Genomic DNA, 21,507 nt, shown 5'->3' with positions numbered 1-21,507 from the left:
GGGCTAACGGCGGAGAAGATGAAGGAATGCGTGTGACTTAAACCAGAGGCCCGTAGCCCGCATAGACTTTTTGGAACGGACAGACGCAAACCATCTTCGTCACACGAAGTTTGTTGCGCTTCGAGACGACAAAGAGCTCAGGAAAGTCGTCCGGGAAAACTAAGAGGCCTCTTGAGAACCGCAATGTACTCGATAATGATGCTTACCTTCCGGCCGTCTCTCTCAGCAGTGCTGGTTGAAATGGAATGCTGCCACTGAGTACAACATTATGCTGCCACTGGCGGCATTCCCCGATGAACAATTATCCTACCGCCCCGATGCAATCCAATCTTTCCATTTAATTCAAGGCGGTCTCGATTGCCAAATCCCGTTTGCCCAATGCACTGGAGACCCTTTTCATGGGCAACTTCTGGTTTGCCGGTGATTCGGAAGCCAGGCGGCTCGCTTCCGACACTAAGCGTTCGGGGTACCGAGCCCGGGCGCACTCTGGGAGCACCGGGGCTCACTCAGTTTATTTTGGGACACGTATCGGTGCAAACGACCGAGCGCTACCTCGGCTGCAAGCAGCGGATTCGTGCAGCAGTCAATGATCGCATCGGTATCGGACCGAGCCGCTAAGCCGCTCGGCGGTTCTAGAAGGTTTACCGACAATCCAGACGAGAAGCCGGTTTTACGGCCATTTGGAACTGTTTTCTTGGGAGCCTCTATTCTCTGATGCACCCCATAAAACGAATTGTAGCCACCAACCACCAAAAACAGCTTGATGCAGCCGAGTTCATAGATTCTGGAAATGAGTCGTCTGCCCAACGTGGCTAGTGCAAGGACCGTGGATAATTTGGATATGCGTATATAATTTGAGCGCTTCACAATTGTCAAGCGGGCCCCTCTCAAAAGTAATCTCCTTCTACAATTCGACCCACGCGATAAAGGAGTTTTATATGAGCAGGCACAGACTATGGACGTACGTCCTACTTCTCGCCTCCGCTGCCACAGCCATCTTGTTGGTTGTGTCCTACACGCGGACAGGCGACGCCTCAGTGTTAGCCAAAAGTCAGGAACAGCAAAGTAGCAACCATGATGAACGTGACGACACGCGAGATGACCAAAAGCATGGTCAGATGTCTTCAACGCGGTCGAGCCCCATCGCGATCACCGCTGACAACAAGTTTGTCTGGAGCGTGAACCCGGACAACAACTCAGTATCCGTATTTTCCGTAGCTAAAGACGCGAATCAGAAAATTGCAGAGATCCCGGTTGGGAAAGAACCTTGGTGCGTGGCTATCAAAGAGAATGGGCGGGACGATGAGTCAAAGAAAAACGATGAGTCAAAGAAAAACGATGACGATGACGATGATGTCAAGGTCTTCGTAACAAACATGGTAAGCGGCACGGTCTCGGTCATCGATTCCAAGAAGAAAAAGGTGGTTGACACCATCCCGGTCGGAGCTGAGCCTTTCGGCTGCGCGCTGACTCCGGATGGGAAAAAACTCTATGTGGCCAACCAGTCCTCCGACAGCGTATCCATCATCGACGCTGAACGGGATTATGTGATCAAGACCATCAGGCGCGTCGGAACCAAGCCCCACGGCATCGCAATTACGGCTGATGGAAAGAAAATCTACGTAACCCAGTTGCTCTCCGAGCGGCCCGCGCCCGGTGAGACTCGCCCTCTGACCCAGACTGAGGGGGCAGATAATGGCCGCGTCGGACGTGTCACCGTGATCGACGGGCATACAAACGATGTGATCAACACCGTGATTTTGAATCCGCTCCCGAATGTGGGGGACGCATTCAAGTCAGACGGAAATACGCTGGCTCGCGAGCCGCTCAGCACACCACCGGTGTTCGATAACGTAACAGGGGCATTTCCCAATTTGCTGGAGTCCATTATTGTGCGAGGCAACCTTGCGTACGTCTCCGGTACGTGTTCGTCGCCAAACGGTCCGTTCCGTTTCAACGTGAACGTCCAGAGCTGTCTCTCGATAATCGACACTACTCGAGATGTTGAGGCTTTTGGGGCGGGGACGACGCTCAACATGAACGTTGGTGTCAACTTCGAGCCAGTTGGCGTGAAACTCTTCAACACCAACCCGTTCGCTGTGGACTTCAAGCACTCGGTCGCTGAAGGATTCGTTGCTCTGGGTGCGACCGATCGGCTCCTTCGCGTCACACTCGGTAGTGACGGCAAGCCGACCATCAACCCGCCGTCCGGTGTGGGCGACCCCGGGAACATCGTTCGGATTCAACTGAAAGATCCGAACGAAATTCAGCAGCCCGACCCAGCGGACGTGATCGGCGGCATGAACCCGCGGGGTCTGGTCATCGATTCCAAAGATACCCGCGCTTATGTAATGGACTTCGTCTCGCGAGACGTTGCTGTGGTTGACATCTCGGGCGACGATCCGACTCTGTACAGGACGATTGCGCGCATCCAGTCGGCAGACCTGCCGGCGACTGGCACTACGGACGCGATTGTTCAGCGGGGAAAGCAGCTCTTTAACAGCGCCATTGGGCCAGTGGGAGAGCAGCCCAACTCAGTGCGACCGGCCGGACGCCTGTCGGACACAGGCTGGGGCACTTGCTATAGCTGTCATGTAAACGGCCTGGTCGACAGCGTTACATGGATGTTCCCGGATGGACCGCGGCAATCGATCTCCATGCAAAGTACATTTACGCTCGCAGACGTGGTCATCGAAAATGGTAAGCCCAAGCTCCCGGAATCGCATCAACGGGTGCTAAACTGGTCGGCTGTTCGTGACGAGGTGCAGGACTTCACACGTAACATAAGGGCGGTTTCCGGTGGTGGAGGTTTAATCCGCGTTGACGCCAATGGTATGGCCGTTCCCGAGGGCGCGGCTGGACTAGCTCAACTTCCCGATCTTCGTCCGACAGCCAATGCAGGCCTGAACGCGGACCTGGACGCCATCGCGACATATTTAGCGTTGGGAGTACGGGCCCCGATCTCTCCTCGAGGCAGCAACGGCGTTAGGGAGGGTCGTCATCTCTTCGGAAATGCGGGTTGCCAGAACTGCCACGGCGGTCCTGACTGGACGACCAGCATCGTCGATTTCACTCCGCCACCGGCGGCAACAGAGATCGTTGACGCTCAACTCGTCAGATTCCTCTGCCGAGTGGGTACCTTCGACCCGGCACTGTTCACGGATGGCGTGAGCAATGAGATCCGGGCAAACAATGTGGCGAACGTCCAGGCCCGTGGGGCGCTCGGCATTAACGTGCCGTCACTTCTCTCGGTGTTCGCCAGCGCACCTTATCTTCACAGCGGGGCGGCCCCGACCCTCGACGCGGTACTTGAGAACGTAGCCCATCGAAGTGCCGGTAGCGGCGGCGTGGACACGCTGACCAACGCGAGCGACCGGAAGGAAGTGGTTCGCTTTCTAAAGTCAATCGATCGCGATACTGAACCATTCCCGGCGGGAACTCCGCCTGGGAACTTATGTGGACCCATGGCGATGGCCACGCCGTAACAGTAGAATCACCAGCAGCAGGTGTGTCAGAACCTTCGTCGTAAGCCTCACGATTCATAGAGCAACAGTGACCAAACGAGGTTGCTGTTGCTCTCTTTGCTGTCATCTACTTTCGAGCTCGAGATCGACAACGGCGCGGGCAACAGCACAGGAATCTCCGGAGCGAACATCGATGTGCAGAGCGCCACGTCGTTAACCTCGTCGCAAGGCTATGGATTGAATCTTTCCGGTGTGAATAATAACGGCGAGTCGGATTGGATCTCCGAGTTTACCGCTACCAGTAACAATATGACTGGACTCTACGACGCGAATAATTTCGGCTTCATAGCCTCAGACCTTAATCTCGGTACCGGCAACTATTCATTAAATTCCAATGGCCGTGGCACTATGTCATTCCCCTGGTCTGCAGACAAACGGAAACTCGTTTATCTCTGCGCTCAATCTTAATTTCTATGTCGTGGATAGCTCGACCGCGGTTTTCCTCGAAACTGGCGACCGGCGCATCCTATTACAAACCTCCTCCGGCGGACCGCCCTTAGCCCAAGCCCGCTCTGCGTTCATGCGACCGACATCGCAATGCGAACTTCGCGCCGCATTTCCGGCAATAGAGAGTTCTGGATCGGACCTTTCGAGGGTTGATCGTTATCGTTGATCACAAGATCGAAGCGACACGGTCAATTCTCGAAAGGACTTGGTAGATTCGTGGCATATCTGTAATCAAGGAAAGACCGTAAATTGCATAGACAAATTGGAGTCGAGAATCTTCTTCCTGGAGGCGAGAAGGTCACCGAAGTGCCTGTATGCATAATTCGTGAGCGGTCTGTGAACCGCAGGGTTACAGGTTCAGCAGGCGTGAAGTCTGACCGATCCGGTCGCCGCGCCACATGGCGGCGAGTCTATTCTGGACCTGCTCGACCGTGTAGGGCGTTCGATGGATGAACGCCGCGATGACGGCCATATAATGGCCGTGACACTCCAGCCGCGATCCGAAGTACTATCGTTCACGCCTTGGACGCTCCGGCCCAGTCATCCTGGCGCATAGATATCGCGCCTCTGTCTTTGAGAGATCTACGGTTCAACGGCAGGGCCTTGGGCAATGCGTTTGAGTGCTTGTCCATTAAGGAATTTCGAAGAAAAAACTGAGCAAGCCTGAACGACGGATATACGAACGAAAATGACGCCATCCTGACATCTCCATTTCGGCAATCTGATAACTTGCGGTAGAGTAATACCATCTTGGGTGCCCGCGAGGGCGTAAAAGGGAAGCCGGTGAGAGTCCGGCATGGTCCCGCCACTGTGATCAGGAAAAAGGACTTTCCACTAGCCACTCGGTCTTAGACCGGGGAAGGCGGAAAGTCAGGCGCTTGCAAATAGAAGCTCCGCCTGTAAATCAGGAGACCTACCCAGGATGAGTTGAGACACTTCTCCGCGTGGAAACGGGAAGCGATTGCTCAGTCCTTGAGCTTTTGTGCCTCTTTCCCGTTATTTCAGGATTGTGAGGCGCATTTGTTCCGACCGACTTCGATTTCTCCAGATACTGTCACTAGATCGAACCTCTCTCTTCTGGCAATCGTATTTCTCCTGCTGGCTTCAGTATCCTCCTGGGCGGCGACAGGGGGCAGCATCTCTGGCATGGCTACGGACCAAAGTGCTGCTGTAGTTCCAGGAGCCATGCTGAAGCTTGTCAATACTGCTCAGCAGAGGACGTATCAAACGGTCTCCGACAAGCAAGGACTCTACTCCTTCCCAAATCTTCCGGTTGGCCGCTACGATCTCATCATTGAAGCCAACGGCTTTGCTCCACAGCGGACGACAAACTTGACAGTGGACACGGCTTCGTCCATTCGAGTGGATTTCAGGCTCGTCATCGGCTCACAATCGGATACCGTGACGGTCACGAGCGAGAATGGAGTACAGGTCGAAACTGCTGCGACGAACCTCGGAGAAGTTGTCTCGGGCAGGCAGATGACGGCGCTTCCACTGAATGGGCGCAGCTATACCGACCTGCTGGCGATTCAACCGGGAGTGGCTCCAATCTCGACCCTTATGCCCAGCTCCGTCATCATGGCGGGTGTGACCGGCAGCATTGATCCATCAGGAGACCTGAATCCTGGCAATCTCTCCATCAACGGTCAACGCGAGTCAGCCAACGGGTTTCTGGTGAATGGAATCGATGTGCAGGAGCACATGAACGGCGGCACTTCGATTATTCCGGACCTGGATTCGATCGAGCAGTTCCGCGTCCTAACGACGAATTTCGATCCCGAGTATGGCAACTACAACGGCGGAATCGTCACGGTGATCAGCAAGTCGGGAACCGGTCAATTTCACGGCAGAGCGTTCGAGTTCTTTCGCAACACGCATTTGGATGCGAGAGGATATTTCGATCCTACCCGCTCGGCCTTTAATCAGAATCAGTTCGGCGGAGCCATTGGCGGGCCGATCAAGCAGGATAAGCTATTCTTCTTCACCGACTATCAGGGGACGCGCACGACTCAAGGTGTTTCGACGGGGAACATCTCTGTCCCCAGTGTCGCGCAGCGCAACGGCAATTTTCTCGATCCCATCACGCAGTCGAGCATGCTCACAGGGAACGTAAGCGGTCCCTATCTGGCGTCTCTGCTGACGCAGGAACTTGGCTATACAGTCACTGCGGGAGAAGCATACTCCGCTGTCTTTCCGAATGGGGTTATCCCGCAAAGCGCATGGTCCGCACCCGCAAAAAAACTGCTGCAATACATCCCCTCTCCCAATACCGGTTCGAGTCAGTTTTCGACGTCAGCATTCTCGCAGACGGTTCGAGATGATAAGGGATCAGTACGCATCGATCTAAATAGCCGGTTCGGCCAATTGTCCGCCTATTACTTCTTAGACGACTACCGGCTGGACAATCCCTATCCTGGATCTGTGGCCGGGGCGAGCATTCCCGGCTTCGACGCACTGACGATCGGGCGAGCGCAACTCTTCTGTCTTGGAGATACGAAGGTCCTTGGCGCAAATACGGTCAATGAATTTCATGTCGGCTATCTCCGCAATGCAAATATCATCGGTCAGCCGAAGGGCGGTCTCGGAGTCACCGTGGCCTCGCAAGGCTTTGCGCCAGCCGCCGACGGTGGCATCTTCGTGCAAGCGCCGCAGTTCGGGGGTGTTGAGAACATCACCTTCCCGACTTTTGTCATGGGAGTGCCAATCACTAATCTGACACAGATAAATAACACCTGGTACGTCAGTGATGGAATCTCCAAAGCGATGGGGCTCCACATGCTGAAGGTTGGCGGCCAGTTCCATGCAGATCAGGTGAATATTCATCCGAACGCCACCTTCAACGGAACATTCAACATCAACGGCACTGAAACAGGTAATCCATATGCTGACTTTCTGTTGGGAACTCCTAGCAATTACACACAGTCCTCCGGCCAACCGTTCTATCTTCGGAATCGATATTTCGGCCTGTATGCGCAGGACAGCTGGCGGGCGCGAACTGACCTGACAATCAATGTTGGTCTACGTTGGGATGTCATTGCGCCATGGTGGGAAAAATTCAATCAAATTCAAACCTCTATACCCGGAGCACAGTCCACGCTCTACCCCGGAGCGCCCCCAGGACTCGTAGTTGCTGGTGATCCCGGCGTCCCAAAGACACAAGCCCCCATCGACTATAAGAACTTTGCCCCGAGAATCGGACTTGCTTATTCGCCACGCTTCGAACAAGGACTCTGGAGCAAAATCTTTGGAAGCAACGGACAAAGCAGCATTCGAGCCAGCTATGGCCTCTTCTACACAGCCTTTCAGGGCCTGTCGGCAGGCATCATGTATGCGGTTCCTCCGTTTGGTTTCAATTATCTCAGCCCTGGTCCCCCATTACTGGCACAACCGTTCATTACGGCCGCAACGGGAGTCAACAACGGGCAGCGGTTTCCATTTCCCTTTCCGTCACACAGCGTCTCCTCCTCCAACCCGGATACAACGGTCAACTGGGCCAACTTTCTTCCCCTTGCGGCAGACCCGTTCTTCAACCACAACAATCGTGCCGCCTACACCGGCAACTATATGCTTTCGATCCAACGGCAAATTACGAGAGATACCTTGTTGACCGTAAGCTACGTCGGAAATCAGGGGCATCGCATCCTTGCCCTCGTTTCGGCTAATCCAGGCGACCCGGTCCTCTGCCTTAGTCTCCCCGGCTGTGGCCCCTTCGGCGAGGACTCGCCTTATACGAATAGCGCCGGGCAAACGATCCAGGGAACCCGCGTCGGTCAAGGGCCGAACTACGGAGAGAATACCTCCGATAGCTCCATCGCCAACTCGAACTATAACGCCCTGGAAACCACTCTTCGTTATCAGCATCATGGATCGCAGTTCCTGTTGAGCTACACGTATGCGAAGTCGATCGATCAGGGATCAAATCTCGGAGAACAACTGAACCCAATCGACCCCCGCCAGAGCCGGGCCATCTCTGCATGGGATATGAAACACGCCTTCGTCGGGAGCTATACCGTGGCGCTTCCGGTTGCCGAGCTATTGCCTAAAAGCAATCGCCTTACAGCGCAATGGAGTCTCTCCGGCACAGCCCGCTTCACCACCGGCTTTCCTGTAACGCTGTTCGACAACACCGACAACTCGCTACTAGGCACTCTGGGCAATGGAGCCAATAACTACCTGCTCGATACGCCGCAATATCTTCCGGGTTCGCTCAAAATCAATACCCACGCCCGCAAAGGTCTTCCGGCTTTCAATACAGCGCTGTTTCCGGAAGAAAACCTTGGACAGCTTGGCAACGCCAAACGCCGAATCTTCTATGGTCCAGGGATCGAGAACTTCGACATGACCCTTCAGAAGGGATTACGCCTGGCCGATACAAAATCGCTGGAGTTCCGTATGGAAGCATTCAACGTCTTTAATCATGCTCAGTTTTATGGCCCCGCAGCAGTAGACGGACAGAGAGAAGATCCCAGTTTTGGACAGATCGAAAGCGCCGCTGCTCCTCGTCGCGTGCAACTCGCAGCAAAATTTTCGTTTTAGAGGAGACTGTAATTTCTTGGGGGCCGGTTGACGCCCAAATGCCGCAATAGCATCTTCTAACTCGTCCAGAATGTGAGGAGAGACGGTGAGCGCCACGTGAACCATATGCCTAGGCAGCAGGCGGGGCGGAGCATTGGAGGTTAGCGATCCTTGTGGCCTGAAGTTCCTTCCATTGATCCGGCAGCCAAGCCGAAAGTTCGTTCATGCGCGCCTCGGGCACGTTGATCAACAACTGGGTGAGGTAGAGCTACGGGTCCACGTCATGACGGACGGCAGCTGCAGGCCACCGCGCGCATTGCCGACGCACAACCAGTTCTTTCGGTTCAGCACTACGCGTTTCATCTCGCGTTCCCTTACGTTGTTGTCGATCGGCACCGTTCCATCGGAATAGAAGACGTTCAACTCCGCCCACTGGGCGAGGGCATAGTTCAGCGCCTCGGCCATGGGATGCTTGGGCAGCAACTGCTCCTTCCAAGCCTCGGCAATTCATTTTGATCGGCAACTCCATCCCGTCACTTTTGGTGGCAGTTCGCGAAACGCCAATAATGGGAGTCCGCGGTGGCGAGTCATCGCAGGTCACGTGATCAATAAGCAATGCGGCGTTGGTGACAGTCTTTGCCCGGATGTGGGGCACGCCGGCAACTTACATCAGGCTGCTGGCCAGCCTAGAGTTCACACCTCTTTACGTCGGCTGCTCATCACACATGGCGATAAGTGTAGTCCTTACTCCCTCCAGGAGGTGTGGGAGGGGTGAGTATGCTGTGTGCAACAAGTGGAGGCACTCATTGATAGTGATTGCGCCTACTAGCTGTTCCCCTTCGAACCCGAGCAAGTTCGATGGTCCCCACATGGAAGTAATGCGAACTGCAGACGCCTTGCCGGGAGGCAGGAACTCTCCTACATTCGAAACGGCAACCTGGTATGCAAATACAGGTTCGATAAAATCTAAAGCGCCATTGACGTCTGATACCTCCGATACGGCATCACTGATCATCTGGAGCGCAAGGGTGAGACCTGACCGGGAACGGGGCCCCGCGTGTTCTGACTTGATACGTCGCGCCAAGCTCCAAAGATCGAGCTCCTGCCCGGGAGTGACCGGGATGATCGCGGCACCAATACACATCGAAGATGTGTCATCTATCTCGCACTGATTCCGGCCGCTAATGGGAGAGAGAAGTCGAATCGTCTCTTGCCTCCAGGCAGACGATGTCGTTCTGGAAGCACGAATCACGGCCGCGCAAAGAGCACCATGTAGGGTAGTCTCCTCCGCACGGGCACGCCTCCGAATGCTGCTGGTCAGTGCTTCGTCGAGGCGTAAGCTCTCGACCGTAAACGGTTTTATGTAGCTTCGCGCAAAGCTGGTCCGGTCGTTTCCTTTAGCTACAGCGCGCTCAGTTTGGTCTTGGACTGTAGAGGTTTTGGATACGGCGCCGAGTAGGTGCTCCGGACTCGGCAGCATAGGACGCCGCCCTAATCGTTCACCAGACAAAGCCCGCACTAGCTCGCAAAGAGCTGCCGCCATGGAAACTCCGTCACTGATCGAGTGATGAGCTGTGATGATGAAGATCGAACGCTCCGCTTCGTGGATGAGAACTGTCCGAAGAAGGGGGGCGTGATCCGCCGAGATCATCATGGACACTTCCTTGCCCATCTCGTCTTCCCAACTCGCAGCAAAATTACCGTCAAGCACTCGCATTGGGATGGGTGAGCCATTAACTCGACGAAAGTAGGGCCTATTGTCATCGTCTACGTCGATTAGGACGGAGAAAAATGGCTGGCTTAGCTGCAATGCATCGAGTGCGGCACGCCATTGCTTCACCGTCGTTGTGCCCGTCACCTCCATGGCATGTGCGAAGGCGCGAGGTCCGCTCTGGCTGAACAGCCAATGCAGATGTTCAAATCCTCCCAAGTAGCGCACAAAGCTACCTGCCGATGGGAGAATTTTTTGTTCGTTGACGGTTGCTCTCATGATTTTCCTCTGAGGTAATAAACGGAAATGTCGCGTCACGCGCCAAAGTGCGTCATCACAATTCCGCCCAGCGCGAGGGTGCCACCCCCGCTTGGAACAAGGCCTTGTGGTTATCTGAATGCCAGATCGAGGATGAACGCGAAACGGGGCCCCAGTGTTGAGAGCGCCCCTGGCATAACTCCTCGACAGAGATAGCGGATGTCAGTTTGTCGACACTTCTGCACGTCCATTCAAGAACAAACACTATTCAGAGGCGCGGCCAGGCACAAACCTGCGCAGGTCCAAAGATCTGGCTGCGCGCTTCGACGACTGCATCTCGGAGCCTGCTCTCAAGCCCTTCCATTTCGATTGTCCTCGCCGGCATAATCTTCATTCTTTCTAGTTGAGGTTGCAGGCTTTGTAGAAGTTCAACGAGCCAAACATAAAGAGGTGAATCCGCGCTACCCCCGACTAGTTTCTCGCAGAACAAATGGGGATACGGCAGGCCGGCCTCGGAAAAATGCTTACGAGGCGATCGGCGGCATAGTAGTTCAGCATCGAGGATTGGAAAGCGGTTCGAATAAGGTTTGCAGACAGATCCCATAGCGGAACGTACGGAAAGGATCCGGTATCGTCGCCCACACGAACCTCATGGAAGGCTAATGCCCCTCCCGGCCGGACTAGGCGCGCAGCCTTACGCAACAGCGTGACGGGCTCTGACTGGTGGATCAAAATGTATCGACCAATTACGAGATCGAAGGGTTCGCGGGCGGAGAACGCTTCGATCGAAGATTGTACAAAGCTAATCTGCCGCAATCCTCCCTCTCGGGCCCGCTCCTTGGCCAGGTTGAGAACTTCCTGACCGCGATCAACACCAACAATGGGCCCTTCTGGGCCTACCAGTTCGGCAGCGAGCATGGAGACATCGCCTGCACCACAGCCCAAGTCCAAGACCCGCATGCCCGCGTCGATTCCCGCGTTGCGCAGAAGACGCTCGGTGATCGATCGTAACATGGCCCCCTGATTCCTTAGACGCTGAATCTCTGCCGGCGAATGTCCAAGTGCATAAGTTGTCTCGCTCATGCTGTGTTCGCATTCCTTTCGGATCCAACGATTTGGTATTTCATCTTCACGAATTGCACAGTGGGGAATGCGGGCAGTACCCCTGCATATGCAACAAAAGCAGTACCTGTTTATTCCAAAATAAGAAAGGACATTTGTTGCCCTAACTAATGACTTGACCGGCTTCTCTGCACCAGCGGGAGGGAGAGAGAATTCACCGTGCAAAATCCGGAAGACTTGTGCCTACCAGATCGTCCTGATCGGCTTCTTGAAAGAACATATTAAGTCCCCCAAAGGAATCGCCCGCCTTTCCGATTCGACTTGACCTCACGCGTTATGTGTTACGCCCCAAACGGAATGACTTCAGGAAACATCGCGCAGGTCAAGGGGCGGGAATAAATTAATCATCCTCGTGTTTTGTCCAACAGATGAGCAGAGTGTGTTTCAGCACTGCAATATCACCTTGAGCACAAGCAGGAAAAGGCATGCTTCCCTATATCGGTTTCGAAATAAATGATGTGCTTCGACACCACTCGCGCACATTCTCTAGCCCACCAGCGAGCTCATTCCGGCCGCCGTACGTCAAGATCTCGGACGAAACAAACTCCGTTGTCGCTAGTTGCGTCGCGACGAAGCCCTCCGGTTTCAACAAATTATGGACGATCGTTCCGCGATCAACAATGGCCAGAGCGATTAGGTTTGCACTTTATCTGTTACGCCTATAGGCGCATCAGCTGCGCGTTGTGCCAAGGTTCGTTGCTCGCTCTCGCGCCCGTACGTTGAACTGGCTTAAAAAGCGCGTTCCGTAGAGAATGCAAGAATGATGTCTCGCAAATTCGCCCGAAACGGTGAGCAAAAAGGTTTCGGCATAGAATATATAAACGCGCTTTATGGCTATGCCCTAATGCTCACTCGTAATAAAGTTGAGGCGGAAGATCTGGTGCAGGAGACCTATGCCCGGGCTTTGGAGGCGCAGCATAGACTCCGTGATGATAGCAACATCAAGGGCTGGTTTTTCACCATCCTTCGAAATATCTGGCTAAACCAAATGCGGAAGCGCAAGTTGGGACCGCAGCTTGTCGATGTAGATGGCGAGGAGTGTGGCGCCGATCTTCTGCCAGGGCACACGCGCAACTCGCAGGAGATTCTCATTAGCAAAGAAAATGCAGAACAGGTCCAGAGTGCTATTGGTCGACTCTCAGCTGAATTTCGTGAAGTGATTCTGTTGCGCGAGTTTGAGGAGTTGTCATATCAGGAAATCGCAAACGTGCTTAACTGTCCAGCTGGCACCGTGATGTCGCGGCTGGGGAGAGCGCGTGCTAAATTGCGAACGTTGTTAGCTGAAATGTCGAGCCAGCCGCTGAATTCTGGAAAGGACTCACGATGATCAAGAATCACGATGATTACGGCGTCATGATTCAGCTCCTGATTGATGACGAACTGACGGGCCACGAACGGGAAGATCTGATCTCCCATATCAACGATTGCGCCAGTTGTCAGGAAGAACTGGAAGAGGCACAAGCATTCTCGGCGAGAGTGAGAAGTGCGCGTCCTCAAGTGGAGGCGCCGGCAGCCCTACGCGAGAAAATCCTGAGCAATATCAACAATTCCACCAATCGGTCCGTTCGAGCCTATTGGAGGCCGCTGGCTGCTGCCGCTATGTTCTTGGTCACGGTTGGCGTGGTTTTATCGCTTTCCTATCTCCGACGGGAATCACGCGCCATGAGCTTCGTCGAGGCAGCAATCGCCGAACACCGTATTTCCAGCAACGACAGATCGCTCGATGTGGAATCTAGTTCACCAGAGGTGGTTGCCACGTGGTTTGCGCAGCGAGTCTCGTTCCCGTTTCGAATGCCCAATGAGGGCATCGCTGCAGATGACCGGGCGAAGTATACTCTTGCCGGCGGTCGCCTGGTGACATTTAGCGGCCAACCCGCAGCTCTCGTGGAATTTCGAATGCAAAACAATCGCATCACTCTGCTTGTCACCTCGGACAAGCTAGTCACTGCCACCGGAGGAAAGATTACAAGTTCTGGGGGGCTGCGCTTCCATGCCAGCGATCGGGGCGAACTTCATGTAGCGACGTGGAACAATAAAGGCCTAACTTATGCACTCATCTCCGCGGTTGCGATGGGAAGCAGCCGCTCTTGTTCTTTTTGCCATAGGGATTCGCCTGCTGCGACCACCACGATGAAGAGCCCGCACGATACGTTCTTGTATCCGCAGCCTATGCCAGAGATAAGCGCCAATCAAGTCGATCGGTTCTTAAACTGATATCCGCACGGGCGTTTGTCCGATCAGAACGGAGCTGCGTCTAGCTAGTGTGTCCCCGCTTTGATAAGCCCTCGCACTTTCAGCGATGTCCTCGCGAAGTTTTCGCTGTCTGATTCACTGATATGTGAACGACTTCGTGTTTTGAACCAACGTGGCTATTGGTGCGCCACATAGAACAGATAGCTGGCGGTATACGAAACTCGTAGTTCTGCTTTGCCCTTACACGTCGTGGATGGTGCCGCGCCACCGTGTGTGTCACGGCGCTGAATAAACATCACGGCTTTGAACTCGCCTGTGCCGGAAGATGCCTTAAGAAGTAGCCATGGCACAGATTGCGCATCCGAAGGAGCAGTCTTCGCGATTGCCTTTCCCGTCACCAGACTCCCATCTTTCAACTGCCATGTGGGCCCCGCGTAGTGCCTGCCTATCACATACCCCTGCTCATTGAATAGTCTGGCATCGGGACCGATCAGCATCCAGTTTCCCTCCACGCATCCATAGATCTGGTCGCCTTTGCCTTGGGCCTTGAGCATGAGCACGCCATCACCCTTAGGTACATCAATAGAACCAGGGAGCGTCTGAGCATAAGCTTGCGGCAGGAAGCAGATAGCAACTAGACAGATAGAGCGAAGAAAGTGCTTTCGCTGTTTTCGTGCACGTGTTTCATTTTGCGGTGTGTTGAGCATGGAAGGGGCGTGCGAAGTGTCGGCGAAGCCGCGCGTTACCTCTTCGATACTTCTTATCGGCCGACCTCGGCGCGACATAAAAATGATCTTCATTGCAGATTTGACCTTCAGAGAATGGATGGCTTTGCCGCTTACGAGTTAGAACACGGACTGTGTCTACTTGTTTCCCTGCCCAACCAACAATCTGTATGGAAATCACTGCGGGTGCTACCTGACAAATAACGAGAAGCCTCCATGCGCGCCCATCTCGCACTAGATAGCAACACCGCTTTTAGCGATGCGATAACTCCATCGCAAGGTTTGATTTCGCAACTCGGCACAAGTGTGCGGGAAATCAAATTATGACAAGGTGAAAAGTGACCGTATCCTCCACAAGCACGCAATATCACGACCAATCTATTCCACCTAACGATACGAAAAGCCCCGGAGTGGCCGATCTTTCCTCCCCGCAATCTCAGGGCGTCGTGACGGCTCGTCACGAAGATGGAGCTCCCCATGCAGAGGCTTCTTCAGCAAACGAATCGTCTGCTGAATTCCTTAAGGGCGTTTCTGCTGACCAAGCGGAGTCCGGACGAGCAAATAATTCGGGCGCCGTAGGCCTCGGGTCTTTGCAGCGCCCGCCCCATCCAGGGGGAGAACAGGTTCAGACGTCGAACATCGATCATCCGATTCGCCCGTCTTCTGAAGCTACGAAGCCGCAGGCTTTTGAAGGTCCACCTAAAGAACAGCTGCAAGAGTTTATCGATGGGGCTGATCCTTACCCGAGTCAGAGACCAAGCGTGGTGGAGCACGACATCGCCAACACTGGCCTAAAGCTCTATGATCCGAAGAATTCGCATGATAGTGGAACCCCAAGTAACGTGCGTGAGGGGAGTCCGGGCTTCATTCCTACTGATGAAAAACGCCTGACCACCCATCCTGACTATGCAGATTACAAGCAGAGGCGCCCGGAACAGACTCTTTCCCACTTCTCATCAGTGATGTTGTATCACGCGAACAAGGCGAAGACGAACCCGACAGAGGTCCAATATGGCTATCTTCGCGACGGAAACAACAATCTGAAATTATATAGCAGTGCAAATAGCTACAGAGGACAGCAGTGGCTGAAAGAGAACTCCAGCGTAGATAAGCTCCTGCAGAACGTGAAAGAGGCTGCGGCACAAGACGAGAACCCTGATGTCAAGCGTCATGCGCTCAAGCTCCTCAACTTCCAGGAGAATCAACAGGCAAGAAGAAACGATGTAAAAAACGACCCGAACTTGTCAAAAGAAGACAAGAAGAAACAGCTTAGCGAATTGGACCAGAGTGACGAACTGCACAAGGAGTTCTTTACGGGTACCCACCACGTGGTGACGAACACCGCCGCAGCAACACAGACGGAAGAGGGCAAAAAAAGCAAAAAGAAGGCTGGCAAGGGGCAGGAAAGTGGCTCGCCTGTGGAAGTCGGCAAAGCAGCTGATAAGAAAGTTCAAAGACATGCGGAGCAGAACATCGCAGAGCAAATGCATGCAGATGCTCCTACGGGTGGACTTGCAGAGATCGCCGGAACCAAAATTCGTTGCGGGAGCTGCAACTCAGCTTTGGGCCCCAGCATGAAAGACGATAAAGAAGGGTATTACATCACGGGACAGTACTATGGCGGCCAGTCCTCGAAGAGCAGCATAGAGAAGACAGTCGCAAGGGACGTTGGACGTGGAAGACCCGTCTTCAAGACCAGTACGAAGACAGGTGCTCGTTCCTCGTCAACCAGCCCTGCTCGACTTGGAGAAGTCAGTGGCAGCAATGCCTACTATCAGTTTCGACCCGACATCAAGCCACCCGGCAAACCGAAAGCCTAGTCGCCACTCTCATAGCCGGTGTCTGGCATTTGAAGCATACTGACATTTCTGCGGAATAAATCGGCGCGTACTGTGTTTCAAGCTAGAGAGTCGTTGTGAGTTGGGCAGAACTCTCTAGCTCGTGTCCAGGATCAGCAGAACGGAACCTTGATGACCACTGAAGGATCAACGAAAACGATAGAAAAGATCGGACGATACCGCATCACTGGAGAGCTCGGACGGGGTGGCATGGGAATCGTGTACCGCGGCGAAGACCGGCTGATCGGCCGTCGCGTGGCCATCAAAACCCTGACTGAGGTCACACCGGAATTGCGGGAGCGCTTCTACGTTGAGGCCAGGTCCGGAATCCTGAGCCACCAAAATATTGTCACCATCTATGAACTGGGCGAGCATGAAGGAAGCCCGTTCATCGCAATGGAGTATATTGAAGGCGACTCTCTTGAGAAGGTATTGCGCGAGCGAAAGCGTTTGCCACTGCTTGAGGCGATCTCCATAGTAGAGCAACTTTGTGCGGGACTCGGCTACGCACATGGGCACGGCGTGGTGCACCGCGATGTGAAGCCCGCCAACATCCTCGTGCGTCCAGATGGACGCGTTACGATCGTAGATTTTGGGATCGCCCGGCTTGCTGATCAAACGCGACAGCTAACCAGGACGGATACACTGCTCGGCACCTTCCACTACATTGCGCCGGAACGCCTAAAGGGCGAAGCCAGCGACGGAAGGGCCGACGTCTGGTCTGTAGGCGTGATGCTCTACGAGATGCTTACGGGCGAGCTGCCGTTCAAGGGCAGTGATGTCTCCTCACTGTACCGTGTAATCCATGAGCCGTATGTTCCGCTAACAGAGCATTTGCAAGACTTACCAGACGGCCTTAATGTGGTGCTCGATAAGGCCCTGGCAAAACAGGTTGAAACGCGATATGCAACTGCCGAGGAGATGTCGTTTGATCTGCAAGTGCTGGCCGAAGGCCTGAAGCACGACCGCGTGGGCTCGCTCCTTGATACAGCTCGACGACTCACAGAAGAGAATCAATACACCAGTGCGCGGACGGTGCTGCTACAAGCGCAGCGAATTGACCCAGCCAACGTCGATGCAAAGGCGTTGCTGGGCGACGTTCAGGACCGGATAAGCCAGGTGCAACGAGAGAGCCAACTGCGTCAGATTATCGAGCAGGCCCAGGATGCAGCTGCCAATCGACGCTGGAATGATGCCGTCATCCTTTTTCAGCAGGCACGAAAGCTTGATACAGAAGATGCACTCAATTTGGGCACCCGTCTGCAACATGCGCAACAGGAAAAGGAGCAGCAGCAAAGAGTGCTGGCCTTGTCCATGCAGGCCGACGAAGCACGCAGCCTCGGAGACCTTAAAAAGGCTCAGAACTACTTGGGCCAAGCCCTGCAAATCGATGATCGCAGCACGGAAGTACGGAATGCATATGCTGATGTGCTGCGCGAGATGAAGGGCAAGCAACAGCAACAGCGCGTCGAGAGTCTGTTACGAGTCGCCCAAGACGAGAGCAGCAGACAGCGGTACACAGAGCCCATCTCCCGACTGCGCGAAGCGGCAGAGATCGATCCGGTTCATGCAGAGGTCCAGGGGCCTCTGCTTTCCACGGCAGCCAGGCAGAAGGAAGCAGGCAGGCAGCAGGTGCTGGAAAAAGCCGGCCCTGGTGTCCAGGAGTCGCTTGATCGTGAGGAGTTCGTAGCATCAGCTGAGGACCGTGTGACCCGTCCCCTGGAACCTTTGTCCGGCGACGAATCGCTATTTATGCTCAGATCGGAGATAAAAGACAAGAGTCACGATAGCGAGACTGTACGTGTGGATCGAAACCATACCTCGACAGAAGAGCCTGCAACGCAGAAAGCCGGGAAGCGCGGTGACGTTCAGAACGTGCCAGAAGCTTCAGTGTCCGCGAACGACCTAGGCGAAGACTTTCGGCGAACACTTTCACCTGCGACATCAGATAAGCCTAAGCGAGAGCAGAACGGAGAACACGACGCCGCGCTGACGGAGCCACAACAGCGTGTCATCGACCAGACTGAGCTGCTCGCGCCTGCAAACAGGGACGCCGAACTGACGGCGTTGTTGCAGCAGCCGCGGCATGAGCACGAAAACGCAGAAAGACAGGCAGGACTGACCGCACAGCTCACAGAGGTACTTCTCAAACCCGAATCTGGCACAATGCCACACCTACAAGCACAGTCGCCAAAACAATTCGGTGCCAAGAAAGATACACTCAGACCAAAACACGGGCCTCGCAAGGTGGCAGAGATTCGCAAAGCTACCGAGAAGCCGCCGGCGACGAAGAGCAGTACGCCTGCGAAGCGCGCGGGAACTCGGTGGTACATCGTAGGCTCGGCGGTGGTGGCGGCGGTAGTTGTGGCAGTTGCGGTGATGGAACTTTCACATCGTCAGCATCAAACGCCTGTTGTTCAAAGCGACGTGGTTGTAAATGCATCAACCCCAGCCCCAGCCGCCCCCCCTACTGATATGGAAATAAACGCTTCGCCCTGGGCAACTGTCGTGACTATTCAAGATCAATCGGGTAAAAGAATTCCCTTGCCCAGCGTAGATCTTACAACCCCACTTCGTCTCGATGGATTGAATAGCGGCAGCTACAAAGTCACGGTCGCCAGTGCGGACGGCAAGCAACTGACGGTGGAGTGCAATGTGTCCGCAGCAGAGCATCTATGCGTAGCCGATATGGGGTCGCCAGAGATCAGGCACGTCCTGATGGGGGAACAGCGATGAAGGCCAAACTGAGCGCGGTGTTGTTTCTCGCGGCGACTGCAATGCTTGCCCAGGTTCCGGATGGCGGTAGGAGCACCCATGATCTGCAGGACTTTGCAAACCGCGCAAAAAATGCCGGCGACCTGCAAAGTGAAGCAAATTATCTTTGCCAGGCTGCTGCCGTTGATGCGAAAAAGTACCAGAAGAAGTGCGATCGAGTGAAGAATGACGCATCCAAAGCGCTCGCACAATTTCAGGCGGATTTTGAGACAGGGCTAACAGAGATGCAGCACAAAGATTATTCTGGCGCGTTGAGGGATCTTGGAAAGATCACGTTCGGTCCAGACAAGGCAGCCGCACAGGCGTGGATGCGGCAGGCGCGCATCGGAATCAGCGGTGGCATCGCTGTGGATCCGCTAAGCGTGGCGGCTTTCAAAGCAACTCGCGACGCCTATTTGCGCGGCGACTTCGATGGCGCGGAATCGCTTGCAAGACGTGTCCAGTCACCGTTGCTTCAGACTGCGACGAACCAGTTGCTGAATAACATCAAGGTTTATCGCGACACTATGCAGCAGGCCGATGCCATGGCGCGCAAAGGAGACCTGAAGGGAGCGGAAGGGCAATATCAGTTCGCCGCAAGCATCCAGCAGAATGGACCCGGCCGGCCGCAGGATCGCTTGCGGGAGACACGGGCAGCGGAGGCACAAACCGCGGCGGCTAAGCCACAACCTGTCGCACCTGTTCAGACAGCGCCACAAGCTAACGCAACGCCGCCATCAACCAAGGTGAACATTGCCAAGAGCAAGAAGACTCTCGACACGCCGCATCGGGAGGAAACACAGGGGATGGCTAAACATTCGCCACAAAACTCCGACACCACATCGCAACCGGCTGCTCGGCAGGATATTGCCGGAAAGAAACCCGGAGTGGAAGGCGTACAGGAAGATCCGAAGGCCATGGAAGACAGCCTGACAGAGGGGATTGCTGATTTCAATGCATCGCACTTTTCGCATGCGGACGATGCATTCGGTAGGTACCTGCAGGGCAATGCAAAGCCATATGCTGGCGCCGCGCACTTCTACCTGGGAGCTTCGCTCCTTACACAGGCGATCCTGACCTCGCCTAAAAATCAACCCAGGGTCGATGCACTTCGCCGGCGGGCGCGAGAAGAGTTTGTTCTCGCAAAGCAACTTCACTACAAACCCATAGTGTCAGCTGTGTCACCGAAGATCTTCACGCAGTGGACGCAGGTAGGTGAGCAGTAATGATGGATCGACAGAAAGAAGACTTCGACCCGCAACACCATGGTATCCAGTCAACGACGACCGGACGGAAGACCAGAACAACGGAGTTGCGGATGGGCATAGCGGTGCTTTCAGATATTGGCTCCTGTCGCCAGAACAACGAAGACAGTTTCGGGTATGACCTGGACTCGAACATCTTCGTCGTGTGCGATGGCATGGGTGGCGTCGCAGCCGGGGAGGTCGCGAGCAGTACTGCAGTCGAACTCACACTCCGAACCTACAAAGATCTATGCAATGGCGAAATGGACCTGGAGGAGAGGCTTTACACGGCCATTAACAGCGCGAACGGGGCCGTCTGGAACATGGCCCAACAGGACCGCAGGTTGCACGGCATGGGGACCACATTGGTCGCAGCATGCATTCTCCGCAACAGGCTCATCATCGGCAATGTTGGCGATAGCCGTGCGTATCTCTTAAGAGACGACGATTGCATACAGATCACGGAAGATCATTCACTTGCTGCAGAGCAGATACGGCGAGGGGGCACCGGGGGTGGGGGTGTATCTACGCGACTGCAGCAGCTCATCACGCGCGCAGTGGGCGTGGGCGCGGCAGTAAAACCGGATTTCTTCTTTATTGATCTGGAGCCCGGAGATACCGTGCTGCTGGCGACTGATGGTCTCACTCGTTATGCCGACGCGGAGAAGCTCGCGAAGCAGATCGACACGCACACGGATCTGGACGAAATATGCCGCAGGTTGATCAGGGTCGCGTACGAAGGCGGGGCAGAAGACAACGTTACCTGCCTTTTATTGCGCGTGCGCTGATGCGCACAATCCACATCGGCCTCTACGTTTGCCATGCGTGCTCGGTTCTGTAAGAGCCCACAATCCTAGTAGCTGTTATCGTTCTCAGAAATGCAACAAGTTGTTTGGAATAGAAATGTGTTCCTTGGGTTATTAGGAGTGAGTGCACTGAGCGGGCCGCAGCGACCGAACTCCAAAGCTCCAAGGCCAAGGGACACGAATGACATACAATGATCTTCGGACGCAACTTAGTTCAACGAATCACACCACCCCGGCCTACCCGGAGAAGCAACGTAGCGGGCACGATCTCAGTCAGCTTCTGTCTTCCGCGCCCGCGCCCACGGGTCTCGTCATTCCGAGTTTCCTCAGCGTGATCGCAGCGGTACAAGAAGCACAGAGTGCAGGCAAA

At 54.6% G+C, this 21,507-nt stretch carries 14 protein-coding genes and 1 riboswitch; of the genes, 9 read left to right on the top strand and 5 right to left on the bottom strand.

The window, feature by feature from the left end:
• The first annotated feature begins 938 nt into the window (after positions 1-938).
• Together Q363_RS15700 and Q363_RS15695 are read left to right on the top strand one after the other, a co-directional pair.
• A complete protein-coding gene (locus Q363_RS15700) occupies positions 939-3,485 on the top strand; it encodes a YVTN family beta-propeller repeat protein (RefSeq protein WP_035351916.1) in 2,547 nt (848 codons plus the stop codon).
• Between the two features lie 87 nt (positions 3,486-3,572).
• A complete protein-coding gene (locus Q363_RS15695; protein WP_035351914.1) occupies positions 3,573-3,932 on the top strand; it encodes a hypothetical protein in 360 nt (119 codons plus the stop codon).
• 388 nt (positions 3,933-4,320) lie between these two features.
• Here the strand turns inward: Q363_RS15695 and Q363_RS45485 are convergent, their stop codons facing one another.
• Positions 4,321-4,443 (bottom strand): hypothetical protein, encoded by a 123-nt coding sequence (locus tag Q363_RS45485; protein WP_281176004.1) that lies wholly within the window; start codon positions 4,441-4,443, stop codon positions 4,321-4,323.
• Between the two features lie 263 nt (positions 4,444-4,706).
• Positions 4,707-4,906, top strand: a riboswitch (cobalamin riboswitch).
• Here Q363_RS45485 and Q363_RS15685 point away from each other — a divergent pair.
• Positions 4,899-8,507, top strand: coding sequence for a carboxypeptidase-like regulatory domain-containing protein (locus Q363_RS15685; RefSeq protein ID WP_425387685.1), 3,609 nt, complete (start codon positions 4,899-4,901; stop codon positions 8,505-8,507). It overlaps the preceding riboswitch by 8 nt.
• A 225-nt stretch (positions 8,508-8,732) precedes the next feature.
• Here Q363_RS15685 and Q363_RS15680 read toward each other — a convergent pair whose 3' ends face one another.
• The 3 genes from Q363_RS15680 to Q363_RS38215 form a co-directional block, all read right to left on the bottom strand.
• Positions 8,733-8,969: an IS66 family transposase gene (locus tag Q363_RS15680; protein WP_035351908.1), complete on the bottom strand. Its 237-nt coding sequence runs from the start codon at positions 8,967-8,969 to the stop codon at positions 8,733-8,735.
• Positions 8,970-9,189: 220 nt separating this feature from the next.
• Positions 9,190-10,476, bottom strand: coding sequence for a phthiocerol/phthiodiolone dimycocerosyl transferase family protein (locus tag Q363_RS15675; protein ID WP_035351906.1), 1,287 nt, complete (start codon positions 10,474-10,476; stop codon positions 9,190-9,192).
• A gap of 450 nt (positions 10,477-10,926) precedes the next feature.
• Positions 10,927-11,538: a class I SAM-dependent methyltransferase gene (locus tag Q363_RS38215; RefSeq protein ID WP_084080397.1), complete on the bottom strand. Its 612-nt coding sequence runs from the start codon at positions 11,536-11,538 to the stop codon at positions 10,927-10,929.
• Positions 11,539-12,337: 799 nt separating this feature from the next.
• On the opposite strand from Q363_RS38215, the gene Q363_RS15665 reads away from it, so the two are divergent.
• Both Q363_RS15665 and Q363_RS15660 read left to right on the top strand, forming a co-directional pair.
• Positions 12,338-12,904 carry a sigma-70 family RNA polymerase sigma factor gene (locus Q363_RS15665; RefSeq protein ID WP_035351901.1) on the top strand — a complete coding sequence of 189 codons (567 nt, stop codon included), beginning with the start codon at positions 12,338-12,340 and terminating at the stop codon, positions 12,902-12,904.
• A complete protein-coding gene (locus Q363_RS15660) occupies positions 12,901-13,791 on the top strand; it encodes an anti-sigma factor family protein (protein WP_035351898.1) in 891 nt (296 codons plus the stop codon). Before Q363_RS15665 ends, Q363_RS15660 begins: the two co-directional genes overlap by 4 nt.
• 155 nt (positions 13,792-13,946) lie before the next feature.
• Here Q363_RS15660 and Q363_RS15655 read toward each other — a convergent pair whose 3' ends face one another.
• Positions 13,947-14,570: a DUF3455 domain-containing protein gene (locus Q363_RS15655; protein WP_051978828.1), complete on the bottom strand. Its 624-nt coding sequence runs from the start codon at positions 14,568-14,570 to the stop codon at positions 13,947-13,949.
• Positions 14,571-14,905: 335 nt separating this feature from the next.
• Here Q363_RS15655 and Q363_RS15650 point away from each other — a divergent pair, with 335 nt between their 5' ends.
• From Q363_RS15650 to Q363_RS15635, 4 genes are all read left to right on the top strand, one after another.
• A complete protein-coding gene (locus Q363_RS15650; RefSeq protein ID WP_157466960.1) occupies positions 14,906-16,315 on the top strand; it encodes a hypothetical protein in 1,410 nt (469 codons plus the stop codon).
• A gap of 150 nt (positions 16,316-16,465) precedes the next feature.
• Positions 16,466-19,069, top strand: a complete 2,604-nt coding sequence (locus Q363_RS36145; RefSeq protein ID WP_051978827.1) for a serine/threonine-protein kinase — start codon at positions 16,466-16,468, stop codon at positions 19,067-19,069.
• A complete protein-coding gene (locus tag Q363_RS15640; RefSeq protein ID WP_035351892.1) occupies positions 19,066-20,313 on the top strand; it encodes a hypothetical protein in 1,248 nt (415 codons plus the stop codon). Before Q363_RS36145 ends, Q363_RS15640 begins: the two co-directional genes overlap by 4 nt.
• Positions 20,313-21,119 (top strand): PP2C family protein-serine/threonine phosphatase, encoded by an 807-nt coding sequence (locus tag Q363_RS15635; RefSeq protein ID WP_051978826.1) that lies wholly within the window; start codon positions 20,313-20,315, stop codon positions 21,117-21,119. The genes Q363_RS15640 and Q363_RS15635 overlap by 1 nt, the downstream gene beginning before the upstream one ends.
• Positions 21,120-21,507 lie beyond the last annotated feature (388 nt).

It is taken from the genome of Edaphobacter aggregans DSM 19364, assembly GCF_000745965.1.
In the GTDB taxonomy this organism is placed as follows: domain Bacteria; phylum Acidobacteriota; class Terriglobia; order Terriglobales; family Acidobacteriaceae; genus Edaphobacter; species Edaphobacter aggregans.
Note: the sequence above shows the minus strand (reverse complement) of the source record. Positions and strands in the feature narration are given on the sequence as shown.

What these genes read in the sequence shown, in the direction of transcription:
- Q363_RS15700 (WP_035351916.1), top strand. Translation starts at nt 939, where the DNA reads ATGAGCAGGCACAGACTATGGACGTACGTCCTACTTCTCGCCTCCGCT.
- Q363_RS45485 (WP_281176004.1), bottom strand. Translation starts at nt 4,443, where the DNA reads ATGGCCGTCATCGCGGCGTTCATCCATCGAACGCCCTACACGGTCGAG.
- Q363_RS15675 (WP_035351906.1), bottom strand. Translation starts at nt 10,476, where the DNA reads ATGAGAGCAACCGTCAACGAACAAAAAATTCTCCCATCGGCAGGTAGC.
- Q363_RS38215 (WP_084080397.1), bottom strand. Translation starts at nt 11,538, where the DNA reads ATGAGCGAGACAACTTATGCACTTGGACATTCGCCGGCAGAGATTCAG.
- Q363_RS15665 (WP_035351901.1), top strand. Translation starts at nt 12,338, where the DNA reads ATGATGTCTCGCAAATTCGCCCGAAACGGTGAGCAAAAAGGTTTCGGC.
- Q363_RS15660 (WP_035351898.1), top strand. Translation starts at nt 12,901, where the DNA reads ATGATCAAGAATCACGATGATTACGGCGTCATGATTCAGCTCCTGATT.
- Q363_RS15655 (WP_051978828.1), bottom strand. Translation starts at nt 14,570, where the DNA reads ATGAAGATCATTTTTATGTCGCGCCGAGGTCGGCCGATAAGAAGTATC.
- Q363_RS36145 (WP_051978827.1), top strand. Translation starts at nt 16,466, where the DNA reads ATGACCACTGAAGGATCAACGAAAACGATAGAAAAGATCGGACGATAC.
- Q363_RS15640 (WP_035351892.1), top strand. Translation starts at nt 19,066, where the DNA reads ATGAAGGCCAAACTGAGCGCGGTGTTGTTTCTCGCGGCGACTGCAATG.
- Q363_RS15635 (WP_051978826.1), top strand. Translation starts at nt 20,313, where the DNA reads ATGATGGATCGACAGAAAGAAGACTTCGACCCGCAACACCATGGTATC.